The sequence below is a fragment of the Flavihumibacter sp. UBA7668 genome, assembly GCF_002483205.1.
Classification (GTDB): domain Bacteria; phylum Bacteroidota; class Bacteroidia; order Chitinophagales; family Chitinophagaceae; genus Flavihumibacter.
The window spans coordinates 178,273-204,146 of the sequence record NZ_DLHM01000003.1 but is presented as its reverse complement, the minus strand read 5'-3'; the positions used below and the strand labels follow the sequence as shown (position 1 = coordinate 204,146).

Genomic DNA, 25,874 nt, shown 5'->3' with positions numbered 1-25,874 from the left:
GCCACCTATTTCCGGCTGCCTTTTGCCCGTTGTTTTTTTCGGATATCTTTCAGGATATGAGTTGCATGGATTCGGGAGTTTTCAATAAATAGTTTATGGGTATTCATCCCGCCACATATTACCCCGGCGAGATACAGGCCACTTATATTGGTTTCCTGCGTAATGGGATCGTATTCCGGCTGATGCACTTCATCTTTGCTGAGTTTGATTCCGCATTGCTTCAGAAAATTCAGGTTGGGTTCATAACCGGTTAGTGCAATTACCCAGTCGTTGGGTATGGTAATAAGTCCGTTTGGTGTTTGAATATCTATCTCACGCTCACGAATAGCTGAAACCTCTGTTTGGAAATAGGCTTTGATGGAGCCTTCTTCAATGCGGTTGATAATATCTGGCCGAACCCAGTATTTTACCCGTTGACCAATTTCTTTCTGACGGATAATCATAGTTACTTTGGCGCCTTTCCGCCAGGTTTCCAATGCGGCATCAACAGCAGAGTTTTGCGCACCTATAACGGCAACCTGTTGGAATGCGTAGAAGTGTGGATCTTTGTAATAATGGGTTACTTTAGATAGTTCTTCCCCGGGCACATGGAGCCTGAAAGGAATATCGTAAAATCCGGTGGCGATGATAACATAGCTTGCGTGGTATTTGTTTTTCGAACTCAGTATGGAAAATCCGGTTTTTCCTTTTTTAACAGACAGTACTTCTTCAAAAAGTTGCAGGTGGAGGTCGTGACTTACTGCCACTCTCCTGTAATATTCCAGTGATTCTGCCCGGGTTGGTTTTGGGTTATTCGAAACGAATGGGAGTCCCCCGATTTCCAGCCGCTCGGAAGTGGAGAAGAATGTCATATTAGTAGGGTAGTGGTAAAGTGAATTAACGAGGCATCCTTTTTCGAGAACCACGTAATTCAGCTTAGCTTTTTTAGCTTCGAGCGCACAAGCCAGTCCGATTGGCCCTCCTCCGATAATTACAACATCATACTTTATAGGCATAGGTGTCAGATATATGTTAGGACGCTGTTAGAACGAACGTCAAATGTAACTAATTAGACGTCAGATACCAGTTAGACAGGTGTCTGATACGTTTCTTAGAACGTTCTAACACCTGTCTGACACTTCTCTAACAGCGTTCTAACACCTGTCTGACTCCTAATACGGTGAAACAGTACCGGAACCGGAGACTTTTACGGTTACCTGAGGACTGCCCTTATAACGTACGGAACCACTTCCACTGATTTTGGAATTCAGCTTTTCTGTTACCCAAACCCGCATATCACCGGAACCACTGGTTTCCGTAGTCATTTCTTCCACCTGGCATTCCAGCAGGTTCATGTCTCCACTTCCACTGATCTCCAGCCGCGCCACTCCAACTGATCCGCCCCGTATCAGTACATCCCCACTTCCATTAATATCCCCTTCTAATTCATCGGAACTAAGGCGATAGATGTCAATTTTGCCAGATCCCTTAATATCCGTATATAAGCGATCGGTTTCGATTGGATCATTGGCATAAATATCTCCCGAACCATTTACCTTAAACCCATTAATTTCCGGTGATTCAATAAATACTTCTATGGTCTCATAAGAATGTATTATCGTATTATTTTTAATCTTCAAATTCAATTCCCCATTGCTGACATAGGCTTCAATAACATCCTGAATATTTCGCTGTGCCCTGATTTCAACACGGTACTCTGGTCCCGGTTTATAATACAATCGCCCACTCGTGGCAAAGTCAATCTTGCTGAAATTCTCCACCGACCGGGTTTCGGAAACCACCGGTCCCTTACCATTAACCTTTGTACAGGAAGGAAGGGCCGCGCTGATTAAAAAGCATAAAAACGCTACTAATAAATTGTTTTTTTTCATGGTATAATTGCTAAATGGTTATTATTTAAAATTCAATTCTATAAGCTAAAACCGGAATCAAGCCGGCCTGGTAGGCAGTAGTGATTTCACCCTTTACACTGTCGTAATATTTGCTGTATACATTTTTTCGGTTCGTCAGATTTTGAAAATCAAGCGATAAAACACTGGTCATCTTTCTTGCGTTCCATTTCATGCTTAAACGCAGATCAGTACGGAAATAAGAGGGATTCTGAATTGTAAATGCATCTGCTTCCCTATATTTTGCATAACCCAATTCAAGGGTCGCTTCTTCATCCAATGGCGTATCGCGAAACCCGCCAGCATAAATAATTTTGATATTTGCTGCAAAACTTCTTCTGTTTCCCGGGTGCACAAATTCTTTGCCCATTGTAAGGGTACTTGCAATGCCACCATTGTACCTCGTACTTCTTTCAATTCCATCCGCAGCCGTATATTTTGACTGATAAAATGAATTCGAAAAGAGCAAATAGAAATAATTACGCAATTGTTTTTCAAGCGAAATTTCCAATCCGTAGTTTCTTCCCTTTCCTTTGTTGGTTAATGGATCCAGTACGAAATTCTCCGCAATATTTACAGTAGATACAGTGGCTGTGTCATAAATGCTAACCGGTAAGTTATAAAGATGCTGATAATATATTTCTGCACGTAATTTCAATCCTTTCAATAGTTGCCTGTTATATGAACCTACAAAATGATGCGATTTTGTGAATCCCAGCTCCTTATTCGGTTGCACCCACTGATCATTTATAATAGATTGTGCAAAATACACACCCATAATCTGTGCCTGACTATGCAGGCCATAACCAAATCCAAAACTGTTTTTGTTGTCCGGATTCCACTGTAAAGCAACCCTTGGTTCAACAGCAGTTGCTTTGTTCAGATTTAAATAAAGGAAATGGAATCCGCCAGTCAGTACAAATTGATTGGTTGGTTTGTATTGCCATTGCGCAAAAGCCTGAACCAGTTGTGTCTCATCGTTAACATTAATTCTTTCTTCAACAGGCGCCGCATTATTTTCTCTTGAACGCTGCAGATAATTGAAATCAATTTGCTGTGCAATAATACCGGTTCTCAGTGCCTGCTTTCTGTTTAGTTGAGTATTTAGTGTGGAGCTCAGTGTCCACTTTCTGGTTATGAATTTCTCCCGAAATGCATCCACTATACTATCCGGACGCGCAATGTATTGCTGATCATTGGTAGTATTCTGTGTGCTGTTTAATAAAACCGTTTTTAATCTTGATTTTTTTGACAATGAAATCGTGTGTGTGATTCCATTTCCACTCGTAAATCCTTTAAATGATCCTCCATACCGATTCCATTCTTCTTCCCATTTTGACGGATCTTTTTCCAATGGAAATTCCTGATCATTCCATCCGTTCATGCCAAATATGGTGAAGTCTCCTGCTTTACCGGCGGGTAATGAAATATTATAAGATAAATCACTGAAATTAGTGCTGCCTTCGCCTACTGTCTTTAATCCCATTTTACTAAGCAATCCCAATGTTGAATACCGATAATTTACTAAATACGAACCTTTGTAATTTTTACTGAACGGCCCTTCACTGGCAAGATTTATACCCAATACACCGGCTTCTATTGTGTGTTCCCGTTTCTCATTATTTCCTTTTCTTAATCGTAAATCAAACACACCACCAACTGCATTTCCATATTCTGCAGCAAATGCTCCCGTAACAAAATCTGAATTTGCCAGAACCTGGGCGCTAAGAATTGAAATTCCTCCACCACTGCTTCCCTGTAACGCAAAGTGATTGGGATTTGGAATCTCAATTCCTTCCATCCGCCACAACAAGGCATTCGGCGCATTACCCCGTACCACAATATGATTACCTCCATCATTTGGGCTGATTACGCCCGCAAAACTTGTGGACATCCGTAGGGGATCATTTACCGCTGCAGCATAACGCTGTGTTTCTTCAACGGAGAATGCGCGGGCACTTACCAAACTGAGTTCATTTAATGGTTTTGAACGAACTGATCGCGCCTTTACTACCACTTCCTGCTGACTCTGAACATCCAACTCCATACCAAGATTCAATACCAATTCCTTTCCGGCATTGAGTATTATACTTTCCAGAAGAATTGGTTTGTAGCCGGTATGTGTAATTCGTATCTGATGCATTCCTATTGGTATCTGTGTGAATTTAAAATTCCCGTCAGCAGTAGTAGTGGTGGATCGTTGTTGTCCGATTATTTCAACTGTTGCACCAGCAATTGGCTGTTGCAATAATTGATCTGTTAACTGACCTTTAATGGTTTGTTTTACCTGTGCCTGAGCTAATCCGGAACAGGTTGATAATAGAAGGATAAGGTTAATGATTTTGCGAAACATAAGATCTTTTCTTATCCGACAATCAATTATACATTTACCCCTATGTAGCCATAAAAAAAATCAAAATAAATGAATTCCTGCATTCCACCCAAACCAACCGGTACGATTGCCACCCAATGAAAAGCTTTTGTATGATTCGCCAGGTATCGGATGTGCATAACCGTGAAATTTTGTGTCCTGGTCCGATTGATAGACATTGAATGCAGGTCCGGCAAACAGAGAAAAATATCGTCCGATTTTCCAATGCAGATTCACCGTTCCTCTTGTAAGCAGATTGGTATATTCCCAACTACCAAGGAATAAATATTGAGTACTGGCTTCAATATTAAGTGAAAACGATTTGCTTATTTTTCTCTCTGTTCCAATACCATAGCCAAAACTGATTACCCTTCGCCCGGTATCCGGATGAACGCCTCCCAGCAATATGCTGTACAACTTATGGTTGCCTGTTTTGAAGGCTGCATTAAAAGGAGTAATATCAGTGGAATACAATGCCAGCTTGTGGTATCCTTTTAGAACTACATTGATTAATCCGATACTATATCCGTCTGAGCTGTCTGCAATATTGATTAAACCGATCTGAACACCATTCAATCGCTTTGCGTAATTAAATACACCACTTATCTGAATACCATTCATTTCACGCCCGCTTATATTTCCGACACCGGCGACTTGTACCCCAGTAACTGAATGATTAGTATAATTTATAACACCTCCAATTTGACCTCCAGTGAATGATCCCCTTACAAAATTGACAACGCCACCAACCTGCACACCCTTCACCGAATCCAACACCATATTGTGCACACCACCAACCTGCAAACCACTCATATTACCTCCAACAAGGTTTAAAACACCAGCCACCTGTACATATTTCACATCTTTTTTATTAAGATTGAAAATGCCTCCGATTTCTGCTCCATTTACTCCCCTTGAATAACCGCCCAATACGTTAAAGGAAAAATTATTCACAACCTGTGCGTTCATTCTGCCATTACTGGATAGACCAGGCGTAAACGAAACCTGTACCGGTCTTACCGTAAAAAAACGTCCGAGGTTGATACTTTGCATTTTGAGCCGGGATGATAAAAAGAATTTTCCCAATGCCGTTTTTTGAACTCGCAGCGAGTCCATTCGTTTATAGAGGTAGAGTAGAGTGGAACTGTCCGGTTGTGGAATCGCCATATAAAGTGAGTCGGGAGCGGGAAGGTTAGATGGCCCTACAACTACAGTGGCGCCCTGTAGTTCTACCGGCGCCAGCGTGATACGTATTTCCTGATTGTATCCCGATCGTATGTTTACAGTGGTGTCCTGGTAAAATTCTTTACTGATTGTGAGTGCCGCCTTGCTATACCGGGATTTTAATCGAATCCGAAAATATCCCTTTCGATTTGTCAGGGTAGCTACCAACCGCTCTTTCTCATAAACGCTGGCATCCGGAACAACTTCCCCTGTTTGATTATCCCGAACATATCCACTTACATAATAATTGTTTTCGTTGGTGGCTGATTCTTTCAAAACAAGACTAAGTTGCAAGGGTAATCTTCGTATAATAATATATTGCCCGCTTTCCCTGAATTCAAATCCTTGTGGGAAAAGCTGCTCCAGTAAACTTCGAACGGTTCTTAATCCAGGTGTTATTGTTACCAGACTGTCTTTTCGAATGATGCTGGAATTGTAGCTGAAATAAAAATTTCCTTTATTGCTGATTATCTCCAGCACATCTGGTATGGGTTGGTTGCTGACTGAAATCTGGATTACTTTATTCAACAACTGCTGCGCTTGCAGCTTTCCTGAATTGCCCAGAAAAAACAGTATCCAACACATTGACTTTATGATCGTCCCTGCCACAAGTTTACTGTACATATATTATATCGTCTTTCCGGGTGATGGTAATGTCAAGTGTCTGCCCGATGATGGATAGGATTTCTTCCAGTGGCTGATCTTCAAAAACGGTTGTGATTGGTGTGTTTTTAATCGCGGGATTACTGATCACAATATTGGTATCATAGGCTTCATTCAATACTTCCACTAGTTTCCAAAGCGGAGTATTGTCGCAGTTGAATGACCTGGTTCTATAATATTGATACAATTTATCCGACTGGTTATCTTTCAGCCAGGTTCTGTTGTTTTTCCGGATGGTAGTTTTTTCACCCTTTGCGAGTTCGATTACCTGCTCCCCATCACTTACCCGAACCAAACCAGTTTCAACAATTATAACTGTTGCAGTATCCGATTCCCGAATATTAAAGGAAGTTCCCAAAACTGTAATTTTTAATTCATTTACGGTTACTTCAAATGGCTTCCTGGAGTCTGGTTTTACATCAAAGAAGGCTTCCCCTTTCAATTCAACAGTTCTTTTATTTCCTGAGAACCTGGCAGGGTAGCGGACAGATGTTCCTTTGTTCATTGTAATCACTGAACCATCCGGCAATGCTTCCTTTCTGGAATCGTTTGTACTTGCTATCTCAATTTGGTCTGCATAAATCCATTGCCGATAAATCAACCAGGAAATCATGCCTGCCAGTACCACCACCAAAATCGCTGCAGCACGTCTCCATTGTATCCCCATCCTCCTTAACAAACTTTTCCCCTCTTTCTCTATTTCTCCCGTTTTCTCCTCTGTCCCCCTTTTCTCCCTTTCCTCTATTTTTCCCTTCATTCTTTCCCATGCTGCTTCCACATTCACGGTGGATCTTTCAGCCAGTTCCCGGCTTGATTCCCATATCACCTTGAATTCGGCAAAATACCGTTGATTCTCAGGACTGGCAGCAATCCAGTTGCCAGCTTCACTGGCTTCTTCCTTGCTTGCCTCTCCCAGTAGGAATTTGACCAGCAGCTCATCAATGGCAGGTTGGGGGGAATCTGGCAGCATATCAGAGATTAAGGAGGATTAACAATAAAAGCGGAAGGAAATCCTTCAGTTTTTCTCGGAGGAGCCGAAGTGCTTTCCCCATTTGGTTCTCAATTGTTTTAACTGAAAGTCCGAGCCTGTCTGCAATTTCCTGGTACTTCAATTCTTCATAACGGCTCATTTGAAAAATTGTCCTGCATTGTTCCGGTAGTTCACTCAATGCTTTATTCAGGTGTTTTTGCAGCTCACTAAGTTGAATTTTCTGTGAAGCGGAACCTGTGCTGGATTCAGTAGCTGTCTTTGCATAGCTGAGATAGGCTGATTTTACTTTTTGGTGTTTCAGGTAATTCAGGCATTCATGGTATACGGATCTATATAAGTAGGCAGTTGCTGACGATTCAATTTTCAGGCTGTCTTTTTTCTCCCAGAGTTTGAAAAATACCTGTTGCACCATTTCTTCGGCCAGCAGATCTTCTTTTACCAGGGTATAGGCATAGGCATGTAATTCCTTAAAATGAGTTTTAAAGACCTCTTCAAATCGCAATAATCCGTAATCGGTGCGAACTACAGGCTGGCTGGCTTCTATAACTGCCATTTTAGTTGGTTCATGCTGGTATCGTAAGGAATAACTCAACAACACGGGGTCTTTTATCTTCCGACAACTGAAGAATGATCTACCCCTATTTCGGTAAAATATTTTTTACCGAAATGTTTCTAAGGGGGAACCGGATTGGATAGCAAAACTAAGCAGGATTTATCCGGTAGAAGGTTAATAGCCGGTAAATTAGGATAAACGGCACTATGCTCCTTTCGTATAGAGGGATTTCATATATGCAAGGCCTTTCTCCCGTGCAAAACGAACATTCCGCTCGGGAATCTCTTCCGGATCTCCCGGATACAACTCAAGGGCTTTCTCCACGCTTTCCTCCCGTAAAAGGTGTAACATAGGGTAGGGGGATCGGTTGGTAAAATTGGCAGGGTCATTAAGTGGAGAACCTGCAAACTGATAAGCGGGGTGAAAACTCGCCACCTGGTAAATTCCTTCAAAATCCTGTTCTTCAATTAATCCCTCAGCCTGATCAATCAGGTCGAGGTAGAGCATAAAATCGGACCAGTCCACCGGTAAAATAAGGAAGGCCGTTTCAACCGAACGGTCTTCTTCCATTTTTTCCATCAGATTATACAATTGAAGAAGTATGGTAGCGGCTGCAGGCGATTCTGCCAACTCGAAATGTACCGAGTTGCGCTCCATTTCCCTTGCAGCAAAGGGGCAAAAATTACAACCAATCACAACAGAAATAATCCATTGTCTTGTTTCCTGAATGATTTGTTGAGCTTCCTGCATGCTGCAAATTAAACCCTTATTTTCGCAGCATAAAATTTGAACGAATGGCTACTACCACAATTACTGTAAATAATAATGGTTCTTTGCGAATTGAAGGCGATTTTGAAATCCGTGATAAAGAAGGTAATCTCTATGATCTGGGGGGTAGAACGCTGGTGAGCATCTGTCGCTGTGGGCTGTCCCAGAATAAACCTTTTTGCGATGGTTCACACAAGGGGCATTTTGAACACGAAGCCATTGCATTTGCCCTACCTCCTAAAAAAACACCTTAATGGGCCGCGGGTTGGGAAATCCGCACATAATCAACTTCCAGGGATTGAGGCAATAGATTGTCATCAATCCCTTTTTCTCCTGCTGATCTTCCTCCAATGGCGAGGTTCATGATGAGGTAAAAAGGCTGATCGAACGGCCATACTTCCATCTCATCCTTTTGCTTTTTGAAGGAGTAGACGGTATTGCCATCAATTTTGAAATGGATGTGGTTTTCCAGCCATTCAATGGCATAAATGTGAAAATCCTGCGAGTTCATGGGTAGGTAATGCCCCTTTCTTTTCTGGTTGCCGAGCTCCTGGTTGTAAGCATCCAGGTGAAGGCCGGTGAAAATGGAATCGGGTTGGTATCCGGCAAACTCCAGAATGTCTATTTCTCCACTCGTTGGCCAATCACCGTATGCATCATCTGTGGGTAACATCCAGATACCGGCCCAGGTACCGTTTCCTTTTGGCAGGCGTGCCCTGATTTCTATCCTTCCATACCGCCAGTCGGCCAAACCCCTGGTTACCAGCCTTGCTGAATGATATTTTCCTTCCGGAGTTTTATTCGCTGTAATAAAAAGTGATCCATTCCGTACACTGGCTGTTTTGCTGTCTGCCCTTGTATACACCTGCTTTTCCTGATTGCCCCAGCCATTGCCGCCAATATCATAACTCCATTTTTTGGGGTCCGGTAAACCGGGAATTGTGAATTCATCTGACCATACCAGTTTCCATTGTTGAGCATCTGCATTTAGCGTACATGTTGCGCCAATCAACAGGTATAAAAAGTATTTCATCCAACTAAGATAAATAAAAAAATCCCGCTTCCGGGGAAGCGGGATTTGTATTCGGTTATGCCTGATGGTTACGCCGCAGTTACTGCTTTATTTACGAGATCAGCAGCTTCACTCAGCAGGATTGCACTTTGAACTTTAAGCCCACTTTCGTCAATCAGCTTTTTGGCTTCTTCTGCATTGGTTCCCTGCAGCCGTACGATGATCGGAACTTCAATATTGCCCATGGTCTGATAGGCATCAATAACACCCTGTGCAACACGATCGCAACGTACAATTCCGCCAAAAATATTGATGAGGATCGCTTTTACCTTGGGATCTTTCAGAATGATCCGGAATCCGGCTTCAACGGTTTGCGCATTTGCCGTACCACCTACATCCAGAAAGTTGGCAGGTTCTCCACCACTTAATTTGATCATATCCATGGTTGCCATCGCCAGTCCCGCACCATTCACCATACAACCCACATTTCCATCCAGCTTAACAAAGTTAAGATTGAATTTGCCGGCTTCCACTTCGGTTGGATCTTCTTCAGAAATATCACGCAGGTTTGCCAGCTCAGCATGACGGGTCAGTGCATTGTCATCAATATTCATTTTACAATCGACTGCAATGATTTTTTCATCGGATGTTTTGAAAAGTGGATTGATTTCCAGCATGGCACAATCCAATCCAACATAGGCGTTGTATAAATTGGTAACAAACTTTACGCAATTTTTGAAAGCTTCGCCACTCAGTCCGAGGTTGAACGCAATTTTTCTTGCCTGAAAGCCTTGTAATTGTCCGCCGGGATGTACCCACTCTTTAAATATTTTGTCTGGTGTATTATGGGCTACTTCTTCAATATCCATTCCACCTTCCGTGCTATACATGATTACATTCTGGCCCTTTGCGCGATCCAGCAGAATAGACAGGTAAAATTCTTTTACCGGATTGGCTCCTTCATAATACACATCCTGGGCAACCAGCACTTTATTAACAACCTTTCCGGCTTCGCCGGTTTGAATGGTAACCAGGGTACCACCCAGGATATTCTGTGCAATTTCTTTGACAGCTTCTGCATTCTTGCCAACTGCCACACCACGTTGTTCGGTTCCTTGAATCTTTCCCTTACCACGACCGCCCGCATGAATCTGGGCTTTTACAACAGCAAATTTGCTGCCGTACTGGGTATGAATGGTACGATAGGCTTCTTCAGCTTCAGTTGGCGTACTGCAGGCAATGCCTTCCTGCACCGGCACCTGGTACTTTTTCAATAATTCCTTTGCTTGATATTCGTGCAAGTTCATAGTGCGAAATTTGGGGCGAAGATAATAGAAACTGTTCTATAATTTTGACGGATGATTGAATTTGATCAGCTGATTGAGGAGAATCTTGTCGCATTACGAGCAGGGAAAGCCATTCCGGTACAGCTGGGCAACTGGTATGGATTAATTGCAAACGCAGCCTGGGATGCTGTTTTGGAGCCATCCTCAAAACTGGCGTTGGAAAATCTGCATATAGCTACAAAACCGGTGCTGTTTTTTGGAGATGAACGTCAGTTATTACAATGTGTCAGTGCGTATGATCTGGATGATACCGAAAAACTGGAAGCTGGAAAATGGCTTGAACTGGACGGATTGTTGGGTATTGCGGAGGAGTGGCTTGGAGCGAGGCAATCTGCGCAGGTAGCCATGGTTCAGGATCAGTTACTTTTTACGCTGATACGACGTCTTCGTACTCCATTGGTTGGATTCAGTCTCGTTCACTCAATTCCTTCCAATTAGTTGATTTATTGTAGTAGAATCCTCTTCATTTTGCACGATATTTGTTTTGGTATTAAATTTTTTTGCCGGACAAGTAGTAAAGTATGGTAATTCTTGAGTTGAATTTTGAAAAAGGCTGGCGGGGAGGAGAGAGACAAACATTATATAATATGATAGGGTTGCGGGAGGCCGGCTATGAAGTACATCTATTGTGCCGGGAAGGTAATCCCTTATATAAAAAATCGGTTGAAGCTGGCTTTATTACCTATGGATTTAATTCAGTATGGAAAATAATTTGGTTTCTGATTGGGAAAGGGAACAGTTTCTCTCTATTACATGCACAAACTTCCCAAATCCTTACTTACGCGGTTTTTACCAAATTATTTCATCAGCGTCCGGTTGTTTATTCTCGCCGGGTTGATTTTGTTCCTAAAGGATTTTTTACCAGGCTGAAATACCGGGCAACCGATAAAATCCTTGCGATAAGTAAGGCAATTCAAAGAATCGTAACTGATTTCTCAGGCCGGAATGATATTGAAGTGGTTTCTTCTATAGTTGTGCCACAACCCTTGAATAGGGAACGAGCTATTCAGGTTCTGAGTGAAAAGAAAATACTACCCGGCACTTTTATAATTGGTACAATGGCAGCATTTGTACAACATAAAGATCCCATTACGATGGTTAATGCCATTGCTGCATTAAAACAAATCAGGGCTGATTTTGTCTTCCTTCATTTTGGTAAAGGTGAATTGCAGCCAGCTGTACAGCAACGGATTGAAGAACTTGGCCTGCAGGAAAATTATTTGCTCATGGGTTTTTACGAGAAAGTGGAAGATTTCTTTTCGATTATTGATGTTTTTGTTATGAGCTCTGAACAGGAAGGATTAGGAAGTAGTGTGTTGGATGCATTTTTGAACCAGGTGCCAGTTGTGACAACAAATGCAGGCGGTTTGGCTGAATTGGGTGCGGATGGAAGGGCCATAGTATGCGAAATACAAAATGCATCTGCTATAGCTGCCGGAATTCATGAAATCCTGGAGAATAATCAGTTGAAAGAAAAAATGACTACCCTTGCAGCAGCCTATGTGAAGCAGTTTCATAGTATGGAGTATATAATAAATCGGTATAGGACAATAATGACTACTATTACAAAACACTTAAAAAGCAGGTAGTGCGAGTTGGTTTTGACGCAAAACGGGCATTTCATAACAGATCAGGGTTAGGTAATTATAGTCGTGATCTGGTAAGAATACTGGCTACCCATTACCCGCAGCATGAACTCTTTTTATACAATCCCAGGCCAGGGAGCATTGCGTTTAAAGTTGAGAATACCCGTGAAATATTTCCCCAAAACTGGATATTTAGAAAAATGTCCTCCATCTGGAGAAGAAAATGGATAATCAGGCAATTGCAAACAGATCAGTTGGATATTTTTCACGGACTCAGTAATGAGTTGCCTGCAGGCATTCAAAATTCAGGTATTCCATCCGTTGTTACACTGCATGATCTTATTTTTTATAAATACCCGGAATGGTATAAAAAAGCGGATAGAATTATTCAAAGTCAAAAATCAATACAAGCCGCTGAAGATGCTACCCGTATTATTGCCATCAGCCAGCAAACCAAAAATGATATCATAAAATACCTGGGTACTGAAAAAGAAAAAATTACAGTTATATATCAGGGTTGTCATCCGGCATTTAAAGAAATTTATAATTCAGCTGTTGTTCAGGCTGTTCGGCAAAAATTCAAATTGCCTGGGGAATTCATATTAAATGTCGGAACTATTGAACCCAGAAAAAACCTCCTTACAACAGTTAAAAGCCTGTTGCATCATAATTTTCCATTGGTTGTTGTAGGTAAAGCTACCGGGTATAAAAAAACAGTGGAAGAATTTATCGATAAAAATCAATTGAAATCCCGTGTTCAATTTCTGGAAGGTGTTTCTATGGCTGAATTGGCTATAATTTACCAGCAGGCTTTTACGTTGTGTTATCCCTCCATTTATGAAGGATTCGGGATTCCAATTATTGAAGCGCTCTTCAGTAAAACGCCTGTAATCACAAATGAAGAGGGCTGTTTCAAAGAAGCTGGAGGTCCGGATAGCTTTTATATTCCTGCGATGGATTATATAGCTATGGGTAAAATTATTCAGCAACTTCAGGATGATACAGAATGTTATCAAAACTGTGTGGATAAAGGATATCAATTTGCTGAACAATTTCGTGATGAAAGAATTGCTGCTGATCTGATAAGCTTATATAATGCTGTTCTGGAAAAAAACACACCTTATGAAAATACTGGTAGCCGGGCAGTTTGACCCCCATTACAATCGATCCCGTGTCATTTTTGATGGATTGGAACTAATTCCGGAAATAGAAGTTTCTTATTACAGATACACCGGATCTAAGGATTTTGATAAAAAAAAGTTTAAGCAGCTGGCTGAAACAGCAGATGTTGTTTTTATTCCTTCCTTTTGTCACAGGGATGTATCCCGACTTCGGTACCTTACAAAAAAACCGATTGTTTTTGATCCGCTTATTTCCAGGTATCTCACCAAGGTCTTTGATTACAAAACTATCAGTCCTTATTCAATCAGAGCACTCAAGAACTATTTGAAGGACAAGATAGCAATGTCTTTGGCTGATATGGTTGTATGTGATACAAAAGCGCATCTAAATTATTTTAAAACGGTCATCGGAATAAATGAAAACAAATTAAGAGTTTTACCTGTGGGGGTAAATACAGCGGACTATTTTCCAATGCTGATGCAAAAGGAAACATCTTTTTTTGACGTGGGATTTTATGGTTCCTTTATACCTCTGCAGGGATGTTTTACTATTATTGAAGCAGCGAGATTACTGGAGAAAGAGCCGGCTATCCGGTTCCACCTAATAGGGGATGGGTTTGATTTTGAGAAGGTGAAATTTACAGCCCTTGAAAAATACAAATTGACCAATATCAGTTTCCCAGGTTGGCTGAACGGAACTGAATTAAATCTGGCAATGAACCAGTTTGACTGTTGCCTGGGGATTTTTGGAGAAACAAAAAAAGCTGACCTTGTTATCCCAAATAAAGTTTATCACTATGCCGCATTAAAGAAGCCAATCATCACCAAAAGAACTACCGGCATACTTGAGGTTTTTACTGATAAGAAAGACGCTTTGCTGGTTGAAGGAAGTCCTGAATCAATTGCAGCTGCTATTTTGCAATTAAAAAATGATGAAGCTGAAAGAAAAAAATTAGGGGAAAATACCTTTAATCTTATTACCGGTCAATACAATCATATTGAAATTGCCCGCAAACTTGTAGCAATTTGCAGGGAGGTCATGAATGGAATATGAACAATTAAGCTAATTTGCAGACCGATGGATATTAATTGTACTGCGAAGGAATTGTTTGTGTTTAAGAAAATTGCGCATGCTGCAGCATCACTTGGGTTGGAAACCTATGTAATTGGGGGATTTGTGCGAGATAAATTACTGAATCGTTCCACAAAAGATGCTGATATCGTATGTGTTGGGGATGGTATTGAACTGGCAAGGGCTGTTGCAGAGCAGTTTAACCCCTCTCCAAATATTGCCTTTTATAAGAATTTTGGTACCGCTGCCCTAAAAATTGATGAGTTTGATATAGAATTTGTTGGAGCCAGAAAAGAGAGTTATCGGTACCATAGCCGAAATCCGGAAGTTGAACCGGGTACTTTGAAGGAGGACCAGCATCGGCGTGATTTTACCATCAATGCCATGGCAATAAGCCTGAATGAAACGGATTATGGAAAACTGGCAGATCCATTTAATGGATTGGAAGATCTGGCCAATAGAATTATCCGAACGCCCCTGGAACCCGGACAAACTTTCAGTGATGATCCATTGAGAATGTTACGAGCTATCCGCTTTGCCTCACAATTGGGATTCACAATTGAAGAAACCACCTGGCGCGGAATCTGTTTGCACGTAGACAGAATAAAAATTATATCGCAGGAACGCATAACGGAAGAATTTAATAAGATTTTGCTGAGCAATAAACCCTCAGTAGGCCTGGATTTGCTTTACCAATCTGGATTGATGCATATAATTTTCCCACAGATGGTGGATCTGGCGGGTGCTGAATACATTGATGGCAAGGGACACAAGGATAATTTTTATCATACACTGCAGGTCGTGGATAATATTGCTCCTCATACCAATGATCTTTGGTTGCGCTGGGCTGCACTTCTGCATGATATTGGAAAACCGGCAACAAAAAAGTTTGAAGTTGGTCATGGATGGACTTTTCACGGCCATGAAGTGGTAGGCGGCAGAATGGTGCCCCGATTATTTACCAAACTCAAACTTCCTCAAAATGAAAAAATGCGCTATGTGCGTAAACTGGTGGAATTGCACCTGCGTCCAATCAGCCTGACAAAAGAAAATATTACAGACAGTGCTATTCGCCGGCTTCTGTTTGATGCTGGAGAAGAGATTGATGACCTGATGCTGCTTTGCTCCGCTGATATTACATCCAAAAACAAGTTCAAGGTAAAGCGCTACCTCAGTAATTTTAATCTGGTTCGCGAACGTCTCCAGGAAGTGGAAGAAAAAGACCGGATCCGGAACTGGCAGCCACCTATTACCGGGGAGCAGATTATGGAGACTTTTCAACTTCCACCGGGCAGAATTGTGGGAGAAATAAAAAATAAGATACGGGAAGCGATTCTGGATGGTGAAATTCCCAATAGTTATGAAGCTGCCTTTAACCTGATGGTTGAGAAAGCCAGGGAATATAACCTGCACCCAAAGCAGTAATCACTCCTGCATTTTCAAGAAAAGGTGCTATTTTACGCCCGAAATCAACAGCAGATACCGTTATGGCAATATTGAAGTTCAGGGTCTATTTTGAAGAAGACGATAGTGTTTACCGGGATATCGCAATCCGTCACAAACAGCATTTTGCTGACCTGCAGCAGGCAATTCTTAAAGCATATGAATTTGACTCCAAGCATGCTGCTACTTTTTTCAGAAGTAATGACAGTTGGCAGCGTGGTCGGGAAATAAGCCTGGAGAAATATGACAAAACCTATGTGGTGGAACCTTTATTGATGGCGGATACTCCCATAGGAACGGAAATATTTGATCCCAACCAGAAGTTTATATTTCTCTATGATTTTGTTCGCAACTGGACTTTTTTAGTTGAACTGATCAACGTGTCAAAAGAAGAAAATCCCAAAATCAGCTATCCTGCTACTGTTCGGGTGGAAGGTATTGCCCCATCTCAGTATGGTACCAAAGGACTGGTAGGGGATAAGCTGGCAGAAATGGAGGAGAAATACGACCTGCAAACCGGTGCTGAGGGATTTGGTACCGAAGGTGGTGATGATGACAGCCCGGAGGATGAGTTTGGTGCTGAAGAGGAAAGCAGTGAAGAAGAAATTTAGTATAATTATAGCCGGACCAACTGCAGTTGGAAAAACAGCCGCAGCCATTAGTCTGGCTCAATGGCTGAAAACAGAAATTATTTCAGCAGATTCCCGTCAATGTTTTAAAGAACTTACCATTGGTGTGGCCAGGCCTTCGGCGGATGAATTGCAGGCTGTGCCTCACCATTTTATTGCCTCCCATTCCATATTGCAGGACCTGAGCGCTGCCAGCTTTGCGACATTTGCACTGGGATGCCTTAACCGTCTTTTTATTGACCATACTACTGCAGTTATTGTTGGTGGAACCGGGTTGTACATTAAAGCGCTCACAGAAGGATTAGATGAAGTGCCTGCAATTAATCCAGCTATTCGAACGGCAATCATTCATCAATTTGAAGCAAATGGGTTGGAATGGTTACAATCGGCTGTTAAAGAACAGGATCCTTTATACTATGCTACCGGTGAAATATTGAATCCCCAGCGATTGATGAGAGCCCTGGAAGTAGTACAATCTACAGGCAGAAGTATTCGCAGTTTTCAAACGGGAAAAACCGCTGAACGGCCATTTGAATCTATTAAAATTGGCCTTGAATTACCCAGGGAAGAATTGGTTGTAAGAATAAACAACAGGGTTGATCTCATGATACAGGACGGACTTTTGGAGGAAGTGAAAGAAGTCGCAGATTTAGTTAGATCCGTTGGAAAATCGGAAAATTCAATCCCGGCCTTACAAACAGTAGGTTATAGCGAACTCTTTGCCTTTCTCAATGGCCAAATAAGTTTTCAAACAGCCATTGAACAAATAAAAACGCATACCCGTCAATATGCCAAACGTCAAATGACCTGGTTTAAAAAAGATCCTGATTTCAAGTGGTTTCATCCTCAGGATCAGCAGGGGATCCGGTCATTCATACAACAACAGATTTCATAATTTAATAATTTTCGGATAGAGGGCACTTGGCTAATTTTCGCCCATGGTTAAATCTGCCTTGCAGGCTTCGGCCTTTGGTAAAGAGTTTCATTGGGGTGTTGCCATTTCTGCTGCTCAAAATGAGGGTGCCGTATTGGAAGGAGGGAGATCCAATTCTATCTGGGATGTGTTCGCAAGGCGAAAAGGGGTGATTAAAAAAGCTGCCAAACCAAGCACCGCCTGTGATTTTTTTCATCGTTACAGAGATGATTTATTACTTGTGAAAGCACTTGGTTTCAACTCTTTTCGCTTCAGTATTTCCTGGTCGCGGGTGCTTCCCGATGGTTCCGGAAAAGCAAATCCGGCCGGAATTGCTTTTTATCAGGAATTAATTGATGAATGTTATGCATTGGGACTTACCCCTTTTGTTACCTTATACCATTGGGATTTGCCGCAGGTATTACAGGCGGAAGGTGGATGGGAGAGCCCGTTGATCAATCGTTGGTTCAGGCATTTCGCAAAAGTTTGTGCAAAAAATTTTCCTGCCGTAAAACACTGGATTGTATTAAATGAACCATCCGGTTTTACCACACTTGGACATTTATTGGGAATTCATGCGCCAGGTCGGCGTACGATGGATGGATTTTTAAAGGCAGTTCATCATGCTGCCATTGCCCAGGCAGATGGGGGTCGGGTATTGCGGCAGTATATTCCGGATACCAAAATTGGAACCAGTTTTTCCTGTTCAGAAGTAATTCCGTTTACAGATTCCCCATCCGATATCGCAGCAGCAAAAAGAATTGATTTGTTTATAAACCGACTCTTTATTGAACCTCTTTTAGGAAAGGGGTTTCCGGAAGATGACAGAGGTATTGTTCAAAAAATGAATCGGTTGAATAAGAGCTGGAAATATGCAAGCCAGATGCAATTCGACATGGATTTTATTGGAATTCAGAATTATTTCCCAATCGTTGTAAAACAAAACCCTTTTATTCCTTTGATACAGGCTTCAGAAGTCAAACCAAAGGATAGAAAAGTGCCGGTAACTGCAATGGGATGGGAAATCAATGCAGATAGTTTCCAGCATATCATCCGAAGGTTCTGGAAATACGGAGCTATAAAAGAAATTATGGTTACCGAAAATGGTGCAGCGTTTAAAGACACATTGCAACAGGGCAGGGTTAATGACCAGCCGCGCATTGATTATTACCGACAATACCTGGAAGCATTGATGCGATGTAAACGGGAGGGAGTAAAACTTGGCGGCTATTTTGCCTGGACACTGATGGATAATTTCGAATGGGCGGAGGGATATGAAGCACGGTTCGGACTAGTGCATGTAGATCTTAAAACACAACTCCGAACCGTAAAAGATTCTGGATTCTGGTGGCGTGATTTCCTTAAAATTTAAAACCAACAGTAGCCACCACATTTCCACCACCGCCACTTATGTCAGCAAAGGTATTGGCCTTATCTGATAATCGATAGGGGAAATTAGTATCGGTTGTGATTCTGTGCACATAAGCCAGATCGATAAAATATCCTTTGTTTCTGTACCCTAAACCACCACTGATATACATCCGTTTTCCGTCCAGTTCTTCATCCCTGTAGGGATTGCCATAATAAGAAAAGCCAGCTCTTGCCATCAGGGTATTGAATTTTAATTCACCGCCAACTTTCAGGTTGATAGTGCCTTTATATATATCCCGGATAACATTGTTTACTGAATTAAAATAGGTGTTATTACTGGGCGCATCCAGTTCGGCGTCACGGAAACGACTGGAACTATGCGTAACATATTCAAGATCGGCAGAAATAAAACCACGTTGTTTTTTCGTATCGGCAACTTCTCCAAAAATATAGGAACCACTCACCATAAATTTCCAGGGTGAGGTTAAGTCATACCTGTACTCAGGTGTAAATCCTTCATTGAGATCCCTGATATTTACCGTAGTTGGTGCGTTATAATTTTCAAGATCTGCAAATAATTCTGCATCGTAGGTTTCTCTTAATCCATAAATAGTTGGTGTGTGGATAGCTGCACCAAGGCGGATGGATTCTATTGGTCGTACAATAAGTCCCATTTTAAGATTAAGCCCAACTCCTCTGCTGGAGAAACGTTCCCTCAAACTGGTTTCATTAAAATAATTATTGGTATTATCCGTTGCATCAGACTCTGTCAGCGTGCTTTGCTTTTCAAAATTCACAATAGGTACACCAAGGCTTACGCCCCAGAAAAGTTTATCCTTGCTGGATCCGGCAAAACTGATGGCAACTTCGGTAATACCACCCGTAGTTTCAATGTAATTTTCCTGATTAAGTAAAAATGCCGTATCGCGTTCAAAGGCATACCTGAGGGGAGAAGCTACTACTTCTGTACCAAATCCCGGTGTGGTCAGCGTATCAACCAGATAGGTATACAATCCCATCCGTGCCGGAAAAGAAATCTCGTTTGAATTTAATGCATCGTCCAATGATAAGCCGGAGTTTGCAATTTCAGATGCATAAGCTTCGGAAAAAGAACTGAAATCATTCTGTCCGCGATACCTGATTTTTTGATTAAAGTCAGCTGAACGATTCACAGCAATACTAAATGCTGAACTGTTATTATTCCGGCTTCTTGGATTGGAAGGAATGCCCAGAACAAAACCACTGGTACCAAAAAAAACATTGGAACTATTCTGGCCTGATTTGGTACCTCTGAATGTACCATTATTATTGATGAAGTTAAAGCCCGGTGTAAGAACAAGTTCGCTTGTTTTGTACATTCCAATTCCGGCCGGGTTGATAAAGTTCGATGTGATATCGCCCCCAAGTGAGCCCATTACTCCGCCAATTGCCTGATTGCGTGCTGTTCCGCTTGGAGTGGTCCATGACATCCGGATGGCATCTTCCGGAATTTGAGCAAAACCTACAAGTGAGGATAAACTGAATGTAATTAACAGGACTTTTTTTCGCATGTGCCTCTTCTTTAGATACAGGATGGGTATAAAAAAGGAGGAAACCCGCCTTGTTTTGGTTGTTTCCTCCGCTAAAAAGTTTGTTTAAATTAATTTCCGGTTCTGGTCGGACGGCTTACACCGCCACCTCCGCCTGAACTGCCTCTGCTGCTTCCGCCGGAATTGGAGGAAGGAGTATAAGAGCGGGTTGGAGTTGGCCGATCCACGGAAGAATTCGAGGAACGGTTATTATTGTACATACTCCGTTGGTTATTGTTATTATAACTACGGTTATTGTTGTAATTGTTCCGGTTATTGTAATTACCGTTGTAGGCGTTGTTTACGCGGTAATTGTTTCGGTTGTTATTGGTGTTCAGGTAACTTCCCATGGTAAAACCGGATCTTGGGCGGCTTGGACGCGGACTTGTAAAATACCCCGGTTTTGGAATATAACCACCACCGGCCCAATGACCACCTCCCCATCCGCCGGAGCCCCAGCCACTTCCCCATCCTGGGGACCATCCAAAGCCGAAGCCACCACCATAGAATCCGTTTCCAACACCCCAATAGGGATTGTAAAAGCTATTCCACATATACATGGAGTTCCATGGACTATTAAAAGGACTGTTCCAAACCATCATGCTATTGAATGCCCAGTTATTCCGATAATAAGGATTCATCATGGCGAAATCGTCAAAAAACATGGGGCGGCGGCCGGTTGCAATCGCCATCCGCATATACTGATCGTCCGCATAGCCGGGCTCCGTATAACGTTCATTATAGCGCCTGCGACTATTGGTCTCCAGATAGTCGGAACCATTATCATCATTACCGGATGCATAGGCAGCTCCTGTTCTTCCCGGAGAGAAATATACATCATCCGGCGTCTGACCGGATTTATATACGGAGCAACTGCTTAGGGTAACTACAGCAGCACCAACCAGGAGTAAGGAAAAATTGAGGTTCATGGCTCAGCGATTAATGAGTTAAAAAATTACTTTTGCGTTCGCTCTACTAAAATACGAATAAGACAGTCAATTTTGACCATTCGTTGCAAGTTAAATGTTAAAACCCAATCACTTAGAATGAGTAAAGAAATTACAAGCAGGGAAGCGGATTATAGCCAGTGGTACAATGATCTCGTTTTGAAAGGCGGTTTGGCTGACTATTCAGCAGTCAGGGGATGCATGGTAATAAAACCTTATGGGTTTGGCCTTTGGGAGAATATGCGCGATCAGCTCGATCGAATGTTCAAGGAAACCGGCCATGTAAACGCGTATTTCCCACTTTTTATACCCAAGAGTTTTCTTTCCAAAGAAGCTGCTCATGTGGAGGGGTTTGCCAAGGAATGTGCGGTGGTTACCCATTACCGGCTCAAGAATGACCCAAATGGTGGAGGTGTGGTGGTGGATCCGGAGGCAAAGCTGGAGGAAGAACTTATTGTTCGTCCAACATCTGAAACCATTATCTGGAATACCTACAAAGACTGGATTCAAAGTTATCGCGACCTGCCATTGCTGATAAATCAGTGGGCCAATGTGGTTCGTTGGGAAATGCGTACCCGCTTATTCCTTCGAACGGCTGAATTTTTATGGCAGGAAGGCCATACCGCTCACGCAACCCGGGAAGAAGCAATCGAAGAAACGGAAAAAATGCTGGATGTGTATGCCAGTTTTGTGGAAGAATTTATGGCTGTTCCAGTTATTAAAGGTGTGAAATCACCTTCTGAGCGTTTTGCCGGAGCGGAAGATACCTATTGTATTGAAGCCCTTATGCAGGATGGAAAAGCCCTGCAGGCAGGCACTTCCCATTTTTTGGGACAGAATTTCGCCAAAGCATTTGATGTGAAGTTTCTAACCAAAGAAAATAAGCTCGAATTTGTATGGGCTACCAGCTGGGGAGTTAGTACCCGTCTGATTGGAGCACTTGTAATGGCGCATAGTGATGATCAGGGACTGATTCTGCCGCCCAAAATCGCCCCCCTTCAGGTAGTGATTGTTCCAATTTATAAGGGAGATGAACAAAAGGCACTTCTTGGCGAAAAAGTAGCGGAAATAATGAAAGATCTGAAAGCCCTGGGCATTTCAGTTAAATACGATGACAGTGATAATACCAGGCCAGGTTGGAAATTTGCTGAATATGAATTGAAAGGAGTTCCGGTAAGAATTGCTCTGGGTGCCCGTGACCTTGAAAATAAAGTAGCTGAAGTTGCCAGAAGAGATACCAAAGAAAAACAAAGTATGCCGTTGGAAAATCTGGCACTGCAGGTGAAAACTCTGCTGGAAGATATTCAACTGAATATGTTCAATAAAGCAAAGGCTTATCGTGATTCCCATATTACAGAAGTTAACGATTGGGCAAGCTTTGAACGTCTGCTGGATGAAAAAGGAGGATTCCTGTCTGCCCATTGGGACGGCTCAGCCGAAACTGAGGAGGCCATCAAGGATAAAACAAAAGCGACTATCCGATGCATCCCACTGAACAATAAATTAGAAGCCGGAACCTGTATATTGACAGGTAAACCAAGTACTCAAAGAGTCTTGTTTGCCCGGGCGTATTAAAATATTTTCCTTGCACAATAAAATTTAAACATGCAGGAGCTGCCAGCTTCTGCATGTTTTTTTTATATTTCTATTTTATTTATATGGAATCTGCTAATTCAAAGGATTCAATTCAGGTGGAAGCCGGAAACTGGCTCCTTCTTCAGGATGCTGCCAAATGGGCAAGATGGCTTGCCATTGCAGGGTATCTTTTTTTAGTGGGGTTGGTATATCTTGGAATTCGATCAGCCAATACTTTATTGTTTTTGCCAATAAAAGATCCGGCCATACGTGAATTGGCAGCTGCTACCTGTGTAGGCGCGATTTTGTCCTGCCTGTTTCTTTATTTTCCTTTCCGCTGGTTATATCGATTTGGTTCGCACATGAAAAAAGCAGGACAGGAAGCGAATCTGAGCAGTTTGACTATTTCACTGATTTGCTTGCGGGCGTTTTTTCGTTATCTCGCTATCTGGCTTTTTCTGCTTATTGGACTCTATGTCGTTTTTGTAAGCATCACAGGTGTGGCATCCATGTTGAAATGGGGCGCACAATAAATTCATCTATTAACTCAAAACAATAAAAAATGGAAACTCCCCAAACCAATCTTTTCGAATTACAAATTGATGGGTTATCAACCGGCTTTCTGGCTGAAACAGCTAAGTGGGCTAAATTTTTGTCAATTGTTGGATTTGTTGTTTGTGCCATAATGTTACTGGCTGGTATTTTCATGGGTACCGTAATGGGCAGTTTAAGCAGTATGGGTGGTGCTGCAGGAACATTCGCCGGTGCTGGTTCCGTATTTATATCAATATTTTATGTAGCCATTGCAGCGTTGTATTTTTTCCCCTGTCTGTATTTGTACCGGTTTTCCGTTGCAATGAAAACGGCAATTCAAACGAATGAACCTATTCAGTTGCAGGCATCCTTCCGTAACCTGAAATCCTGCTTTCGTTTTATGGGTATTCTTACCATAATTATACTTTCTTTCTATGCTTTAGCTATAGTGGGAGGCGGACTATTTGCAGCATTTTCCTTTTAACTATTAACGCCTGGAAAGAAAATTATAATCCTTTAATAAAACTTCAAGAAATTCAACGGCATCCAGATCGGTTTCGATTCTGAGTGCCGTTTGAATTTTTAAGGCTACCTGATGCAATACAGGATCGTTGGGCTTTTTGCGGGCATATATCAATACCTGTTTGATGGTATTCATATCGCGGTCACTTAATCCCATTACTCCCGGATAAACAGGTTGGTAGGCATCTTCCACTTCCATAAATACCGTTTGTTGCCAGTTCGATTCAGTATTGGTATCAATTACGATGGTGCCCGCCAGCAAATCACCTACCCGTTGGGAATTCGGGGTTAATATAAAACAGACCAATCCTGTAAATAAGAGAGGAAAAAGATACCAGGGCCAATAGGTATACATCAGCGCAAAAAACAACCAGGTTGGAAAATCGATGGAACGAAACATCCACCGGATCAGGTATTGACTTATTGTTGGTTGTCCGCCAGTAGCAGTAATTACTCTGATTCGCATTACTCTTTTTCCGGGTGATTGTCCGTTTGTAAATAGTTCAAATAGGAGGTAATACAGTAAAACCGGAATCCATAAAAGAAAATCCAAAAATCCATATTGCCGGCTTTGGGTGACGCCGGATAGTGCTGTTACTAATTTATTACATAACCAGAGATAAATGAAAAGAACCAATAAGTCGATTATCCAGGCTAGCAATCGCTTGTGGAAAGCACTGACGGTAAATTCTACTTCTATATTGAAGCCGGTATGAAGTCGGGTAACAGGCATGATAACAGGCTGAAAAGATAATACCCCTTTCTAATTTCCGGAAATAAAATTTTGACCTTATATTGTTGCTCTATGCGGGAAGGGAAATTTCTACAAAATAATATAAAAAAATGGAAAGCTATCCAGGAGGAGCATGCTGCCAGCCCGGATGAACTGGCCAATCAGTTTGCCGAACTGGTAAATGATCTTGGGTATGCCAAAACTTTTTATCCGCAAAGCCAGGTCACCACTTACCTGAATGGATTGGCAAGCTCAAGATACCTGGCCATTTATCAGAATAAAAAAGAAGAACGATCCAGAATCCGGCAATTCTGGGTATTGGAGTTACCGCTTGTAATTCGAAAACATCATCGCTCACTGGCCTATTCTTTTATCGTATTTTTTCTTTTTGCACTGATTGCCGCTTTCTCCACTGCCCGGGATCAGGAATTTGTTCGGGGTGTTTTAGGTAGTGGATACGTTGAGATGACAGAGGATAATATAGCCAAAGGAGATCCTTTCGGAGTTTATAAACAGGAGGATCAGCTGATGATGTTTTTGACCATCGCATTGAATAATATCCAGGTTGCTTTTAATATGTTTGTTTCCGGATTTTTTGCCGGCATTGGAACCATTTATATGCTGTTTAAAAATGGGGTAATGCTGGGGTCCTTTCAATACTTCTTCTTTAGTAAAGGATTGGGATGGGAATCTGTGCTGGTGATCTGGATTCATGGGGCACTGGAGATATCTGCAATTGTTATTGCCGGTGCGGCAGGATTGGCAATTGGCAGAAGTATGCTCTTTCCAGGTACCTATACAAGACTTCAATCCTTAAAAACAGGTGCAAAAGATGGCATGAAAATCATGATTGGATTAGTGCCTGTTTTTCTGACAGCAGCGTTTTTTGAAGGTTTTATAACCCGATATACAAATATGCCTGTTTTTTTGAGCAGCGCTATATTGCTTTTATCCTTTGCTTTTATCGGATGGTATTTTATCTATTATCCAATTAAATTGACGAATAAAATCCTCAACGCTGAAAATATTCAAGTTATATAGTA

At 41.9% G+C, this 25,874-nt stretch carries 25 protein-coding genes; 13 read left to right on the top strand and 12 right to left on the bottom strand.

Annotated elements, in window-relative coordinates; translation table 11 throughout:
• Positions 1-5: 5 nt before the first annotated feature.
• The 7 genes from B2746_RS06675 to B2746_RS06645 all read right to left on the bottom strand — a co-directional run bounded on the left by B2746_RS06675 (position 6) and on the right by B2746_RS06645 (position 8,441).
• Positions 6-995, bottom strand: coding sequence for a YpdA family putative bacillithiol disulfide reductase (locus B2746_RS06675; protein WP_290792080.1), 990 nt, complete (start codon positions 993-995; stop codon positions 6-8).
• Between the two features lie 156 nt (positions 996-1,151).
• A complete protein-coding gene (locus tag B2746_RS06670; RefSeq protein WP_290792079.1) occupies positions 1,152-1,871 on the bottom strand; it encodes a head GIN domain-containing protein in 720 nt (239 codons plus the stop codon).
• 25 nt (positions 1,872-1,896) lie between these two features.
• Positions 1,897-4,242: a TonB-dependent receptor gene (locus B2746_RS06665; RefSeq protein ID WP_290792078.1), complete on the bottom strand. Its 2,346-nt coding sequence runs from the start codon at positions 4,240-4,242 to the stop codon at positions 1,897-1,899.
• 60 nt (positions 4,243-4,302) lie between these two features.
• Positions 4,303-6,069, bottom strand: a complete 1,767-nt coding sequence (locus B2746_RS06660) for a carboxypeptidase-like regulatory domain-containing protein (protein ID WP_290792077.1) — start codon at positions 6,067-6,069, stop codon at positions 4,303-4,305.
• 28 nt (positions 6,070-6,097) lie between these two features.
• On the bottom strand, positions 6,098-7,117 hold the full coding sequence (locus B2746_RS06655; protein ID WP_290792076.1) for a FecR domain-containing protein: 1,020 nt from the start codon (positions 7,115-7,117) through the stop codon (positions 6,098-6,100).
• A 1-nt stretch (position 7,118) separates the two neighbouring features.
• The gene (locus B2746_RS06650; protein ID WP_290792075.1) at positions 7,119-7,691 is read right to left on the bottom strand and encodes an RNA polymerase sigma-70 factor; all 573 of its coding nucleotides are present in this window, start codon (positions 7,689-7,691) and stop codon (positions 7,119-7,121) included.
• 204 nt (positions 7,692-7,895) lie between these two features.
• Entirely contained in the window at positions 7,896-8,441 is a 546-nt protein-coding gene (locus tag B2746_RS06645) for a DUF1415 domain-containing protein (RefSeq protein ID WP_290792074.1), read from the bottom strand.
• Positions 8,442-8,485: 44 nt separating this feature from the next.
• Between B2746_RS06645 and B2746_RS06640 the strand changes: the two genes are divergently transcribed.
• A complete protein-coding gene (locus tag B2746_RS06640; RefSeq protein WP_290792073.1) occupies positions 8,486-8,713 on the top strand; it encodes a CDGSH iron-sulfur domain-containing protein in 228 nt (75 codons plus the stop codon).
• Here B2746_RS06640 and B2746_RS06635 read toward each other — a convergent pair.
• Both B2746_RS06635 and sucC read right to left on the bottom strand, forming a co-directional pair.
• Entirely contained in the window at positions 8,710-9,492 is a 783-nt protein-coding gene (locus tag B2746_RS06635; protein ID WP_290792072.1) for a glycoside hydrolase family 16 protein, read from the bottom strand. The two genes, B2746_RS06640 and B2746_RS06635, sit on opposite strands and share 4 nt — an antisense overlap.
• Before the next feature lie 68 nt (positions 9,493-9,560).
• Positions 9,561-10,778 (bottom strand): ADP-forming succinate--CoA ligase subunit beta, encoded by a 1,218-nt coding sequence (gene sucC, locus B2746_RS06630; protein ID WP_290792071.1) that lies wholly within the window; start codon positions 10,776-10,778, stop codon positions 9,561-9,563.
• Between the two features lie 51 nt (positions 10,779-10,829).
• Between sucC and B2746_RS06625 the strand changes: the two genes are divergently transcribed.
• The 8 genes from B2746_RS06625 to B2746_RS06590 all read left to right on the top strand — a co-directional run bounded on the left by B2746_RS06625 (position 10,830) and on the right by B2746_RS06590 (position 18,953).
• The gene (locus B2746_RS06625; RefSeq protein WP_290792070.1) at positions 10,830-11,255 is read left to right on the top strand and encodes a hypothetical protein; all 426 of its coding nucleotides are present in this window, start codon (positions 10,830-10,832) and stop codon (positions 11,253-11,255) included.
• An 83-nt stretch (positions 11,256-11,338) separates the two neighbouring features.
• On the top strand, positions 11,339-12,406 hold the full coding sequence (locus tag B2746_RS06620) for a glycosyltransferase (protein ID WP_290792069.1): 1,068 nt from the start codon (positions 11,339-11,341) through the stop codon (positions 12,404-12,406).
• The gene (locus B2746_RS06615) at positions 12,406-13,554 is read left to right on the top strand and encodes a glycosyltransferase family 4 protein (RefSeq protein WP_290792068.1); all 1,149 of its coding nucleotides are present in this window, start codon (positions 12,406-12,408) and stop codon (positions 13,552-13,554) included. The genes B2746_RS06620 and B2746_RS06615 overlap by 1 nt, the downstream gene beginning before the upstream one ends.
• A complete protein-coding gene (locus B2746_RS06610; RefSeq protein ID WP_290792067.1) occupies positions 13,526-14,578 on the top strand; it encodes a glycosyltransferase in 1,053 nt (350 codons plus the stop codon). The genes B2746_RS06615 and B2746_RS06610 overlap by 29 nt, the downstream gene beginning before the upstream one ends.
• Before the next feature lie 24 nt (positions 14,579-14,602).
• Positions 14,603-16,021 carry a CCA tRNA nucleotidyltransferase gene (locus tag B2746_RS06605; RefSeq protein WP_290792066.1) on the top strand — a complete coding sequence of 473 codons (1,419 nt, stop codon included), beginning with the start codon at positions 14,603-14,605 and terminating at the stop codon, positions 16,019-16,021.
• A 62-nt stretch (positions 16,022-16,083) separates the two neighbouring features.
• Complete coding sequence (locus B2746_RS06600; protein WP_290792065.1) at positions 16,084-16,650, top strand: IS1096 element passenger TnpR family protein; 567 nt, start codon at positions 16,084-16,086, stop codon at positions 16,648-16,650.
• Positions 16,634-17,563: a tRNA (adenosine(37)-N6)-dimethylallyltransferase MiaA gene (miaA, locus tag B2746_RS06595; RefSeq protein WP_290792064.1), complete on the top strand. Its 930-nt coding sequence runs from the start codon at positions 16,634-16,636 to the stop codon at positions 17,561-17,563. Before B2746_RS06600 ends, miaA begins: the two co-directional genes overlap by 17 nt.
• Positions 17,564-17,606: 43 nt before the next feature.
• Positions 17,607-18,953 (top strand): GH1 family beta-glucosidase, encoded by a 1,347-nt coding sequence (locus tag B2746_RS06590; protein ID WP_290792063.1) that lies wholly within the window; start codon positions 17,607-17,609, stop codon positions 18,951-18,953.
• On the opposite strand, the gene B2746_RS06585 is transcribed toward B2746_RS06590, so the two are convergent.
• Together B2746_RS06585 and B2746_RS06580 are read right to left on the bottom strand one after the other, a co-directional pair.
• On the bottom strand, positions 18,943-20,502 hold the full coding sequence (locus B2746_RS06585) for an OmpP1/FadL family transporter (protein ID WP_290792062.1): 1,560 nt from the start codon (positions 20,500-20,502) through the stop codon (positions 18,943-18,945). The two genes, B2746_RS06590 and B2746_RS06585, sit on opposite strands and share 11 nt — an antisense overlap.
• An 89-nt stretch (positions 20,503-20,591) precedes the next feature.
• A complete protein-coding gene (locus B2746_RS06580; protein WP_290792061.1) occupies positions 20,592-21,449 on the bottom strand; it encodes a hypothetical protein in 858 nt (285 codons plus the stop codon).
• A 117-nt stretch (positions 21,450-21,566) separates the two neighbouring features.
• Between B2746_RS06580 and proS the strand changes: the two genes are divergently transcribed.
• From proS to B2746_RS06565, 3 genes are all read left to right on the top strand, one after another.
• A complete protein-coding gene (proS, locus tag B2746_RS06575) occupies positions 21,567-23,042 on the top strand; it encodes a proline--tRNA ligase (protein ID WP_290792060.1) in 1,476 nt (491 codons plus the stop codon).
• A gap of 83 nt (positions 23,043-23,125) precedes the next feature.
• On the top strand, positions 23,126-23,575 hold the full coding sequence (locus tag B2746_RS06570) for a hypothetical protein (protein WP_290792059.1): 450 nt from the start codon (positions 23,126-23,128) through the stop codon (positions 23,573-23,575).
• Between the two features lie 29 nt (positions 23,576-23,604).
• On the top strand, positions 23,605-24,060 hold the full coding sequence (locus B2746_RS06565; RefSeq protein WP_290792058.1) for a DUF5362 family protein: 456 nt from the start codon (positions 23,605-23,607) through the stop codon (positions 24,058-24,060).
• Between the two features lie 3 nt (positions 24,061-24,063).
• Here B2746_RS06565 and B2746_RS06560 read toward each other — a convergent pair whose 3' ends face one another.
• Positions 24,064-24,831: an RDD family protein gene (locus tag B2746_RS06560; protein WP_290792057.1), complete on the bottom strand. Its 768-nt coding sequence runs from the start codon at positions 24,829-24,831 to the stop codon at positions 24,064-24,066.
• A 72-nt stretch (positions 24,832-24,903) separates the two neighbouring features.
• On the opposite strand from B2746_RS06560, the gene B2746_RS06555 reads away from it, so the two are divergent.
• Entirely contained in the window at positions 24,904-25,872 is a 969-nt protein-coding gene (locus tag B2746_RS06555) for a stage II sporulation protein M (protein WP_290792056.1), read from the top strand.
• Positions 25,873-25,874 lie beyond the last annotated feature (2 nt).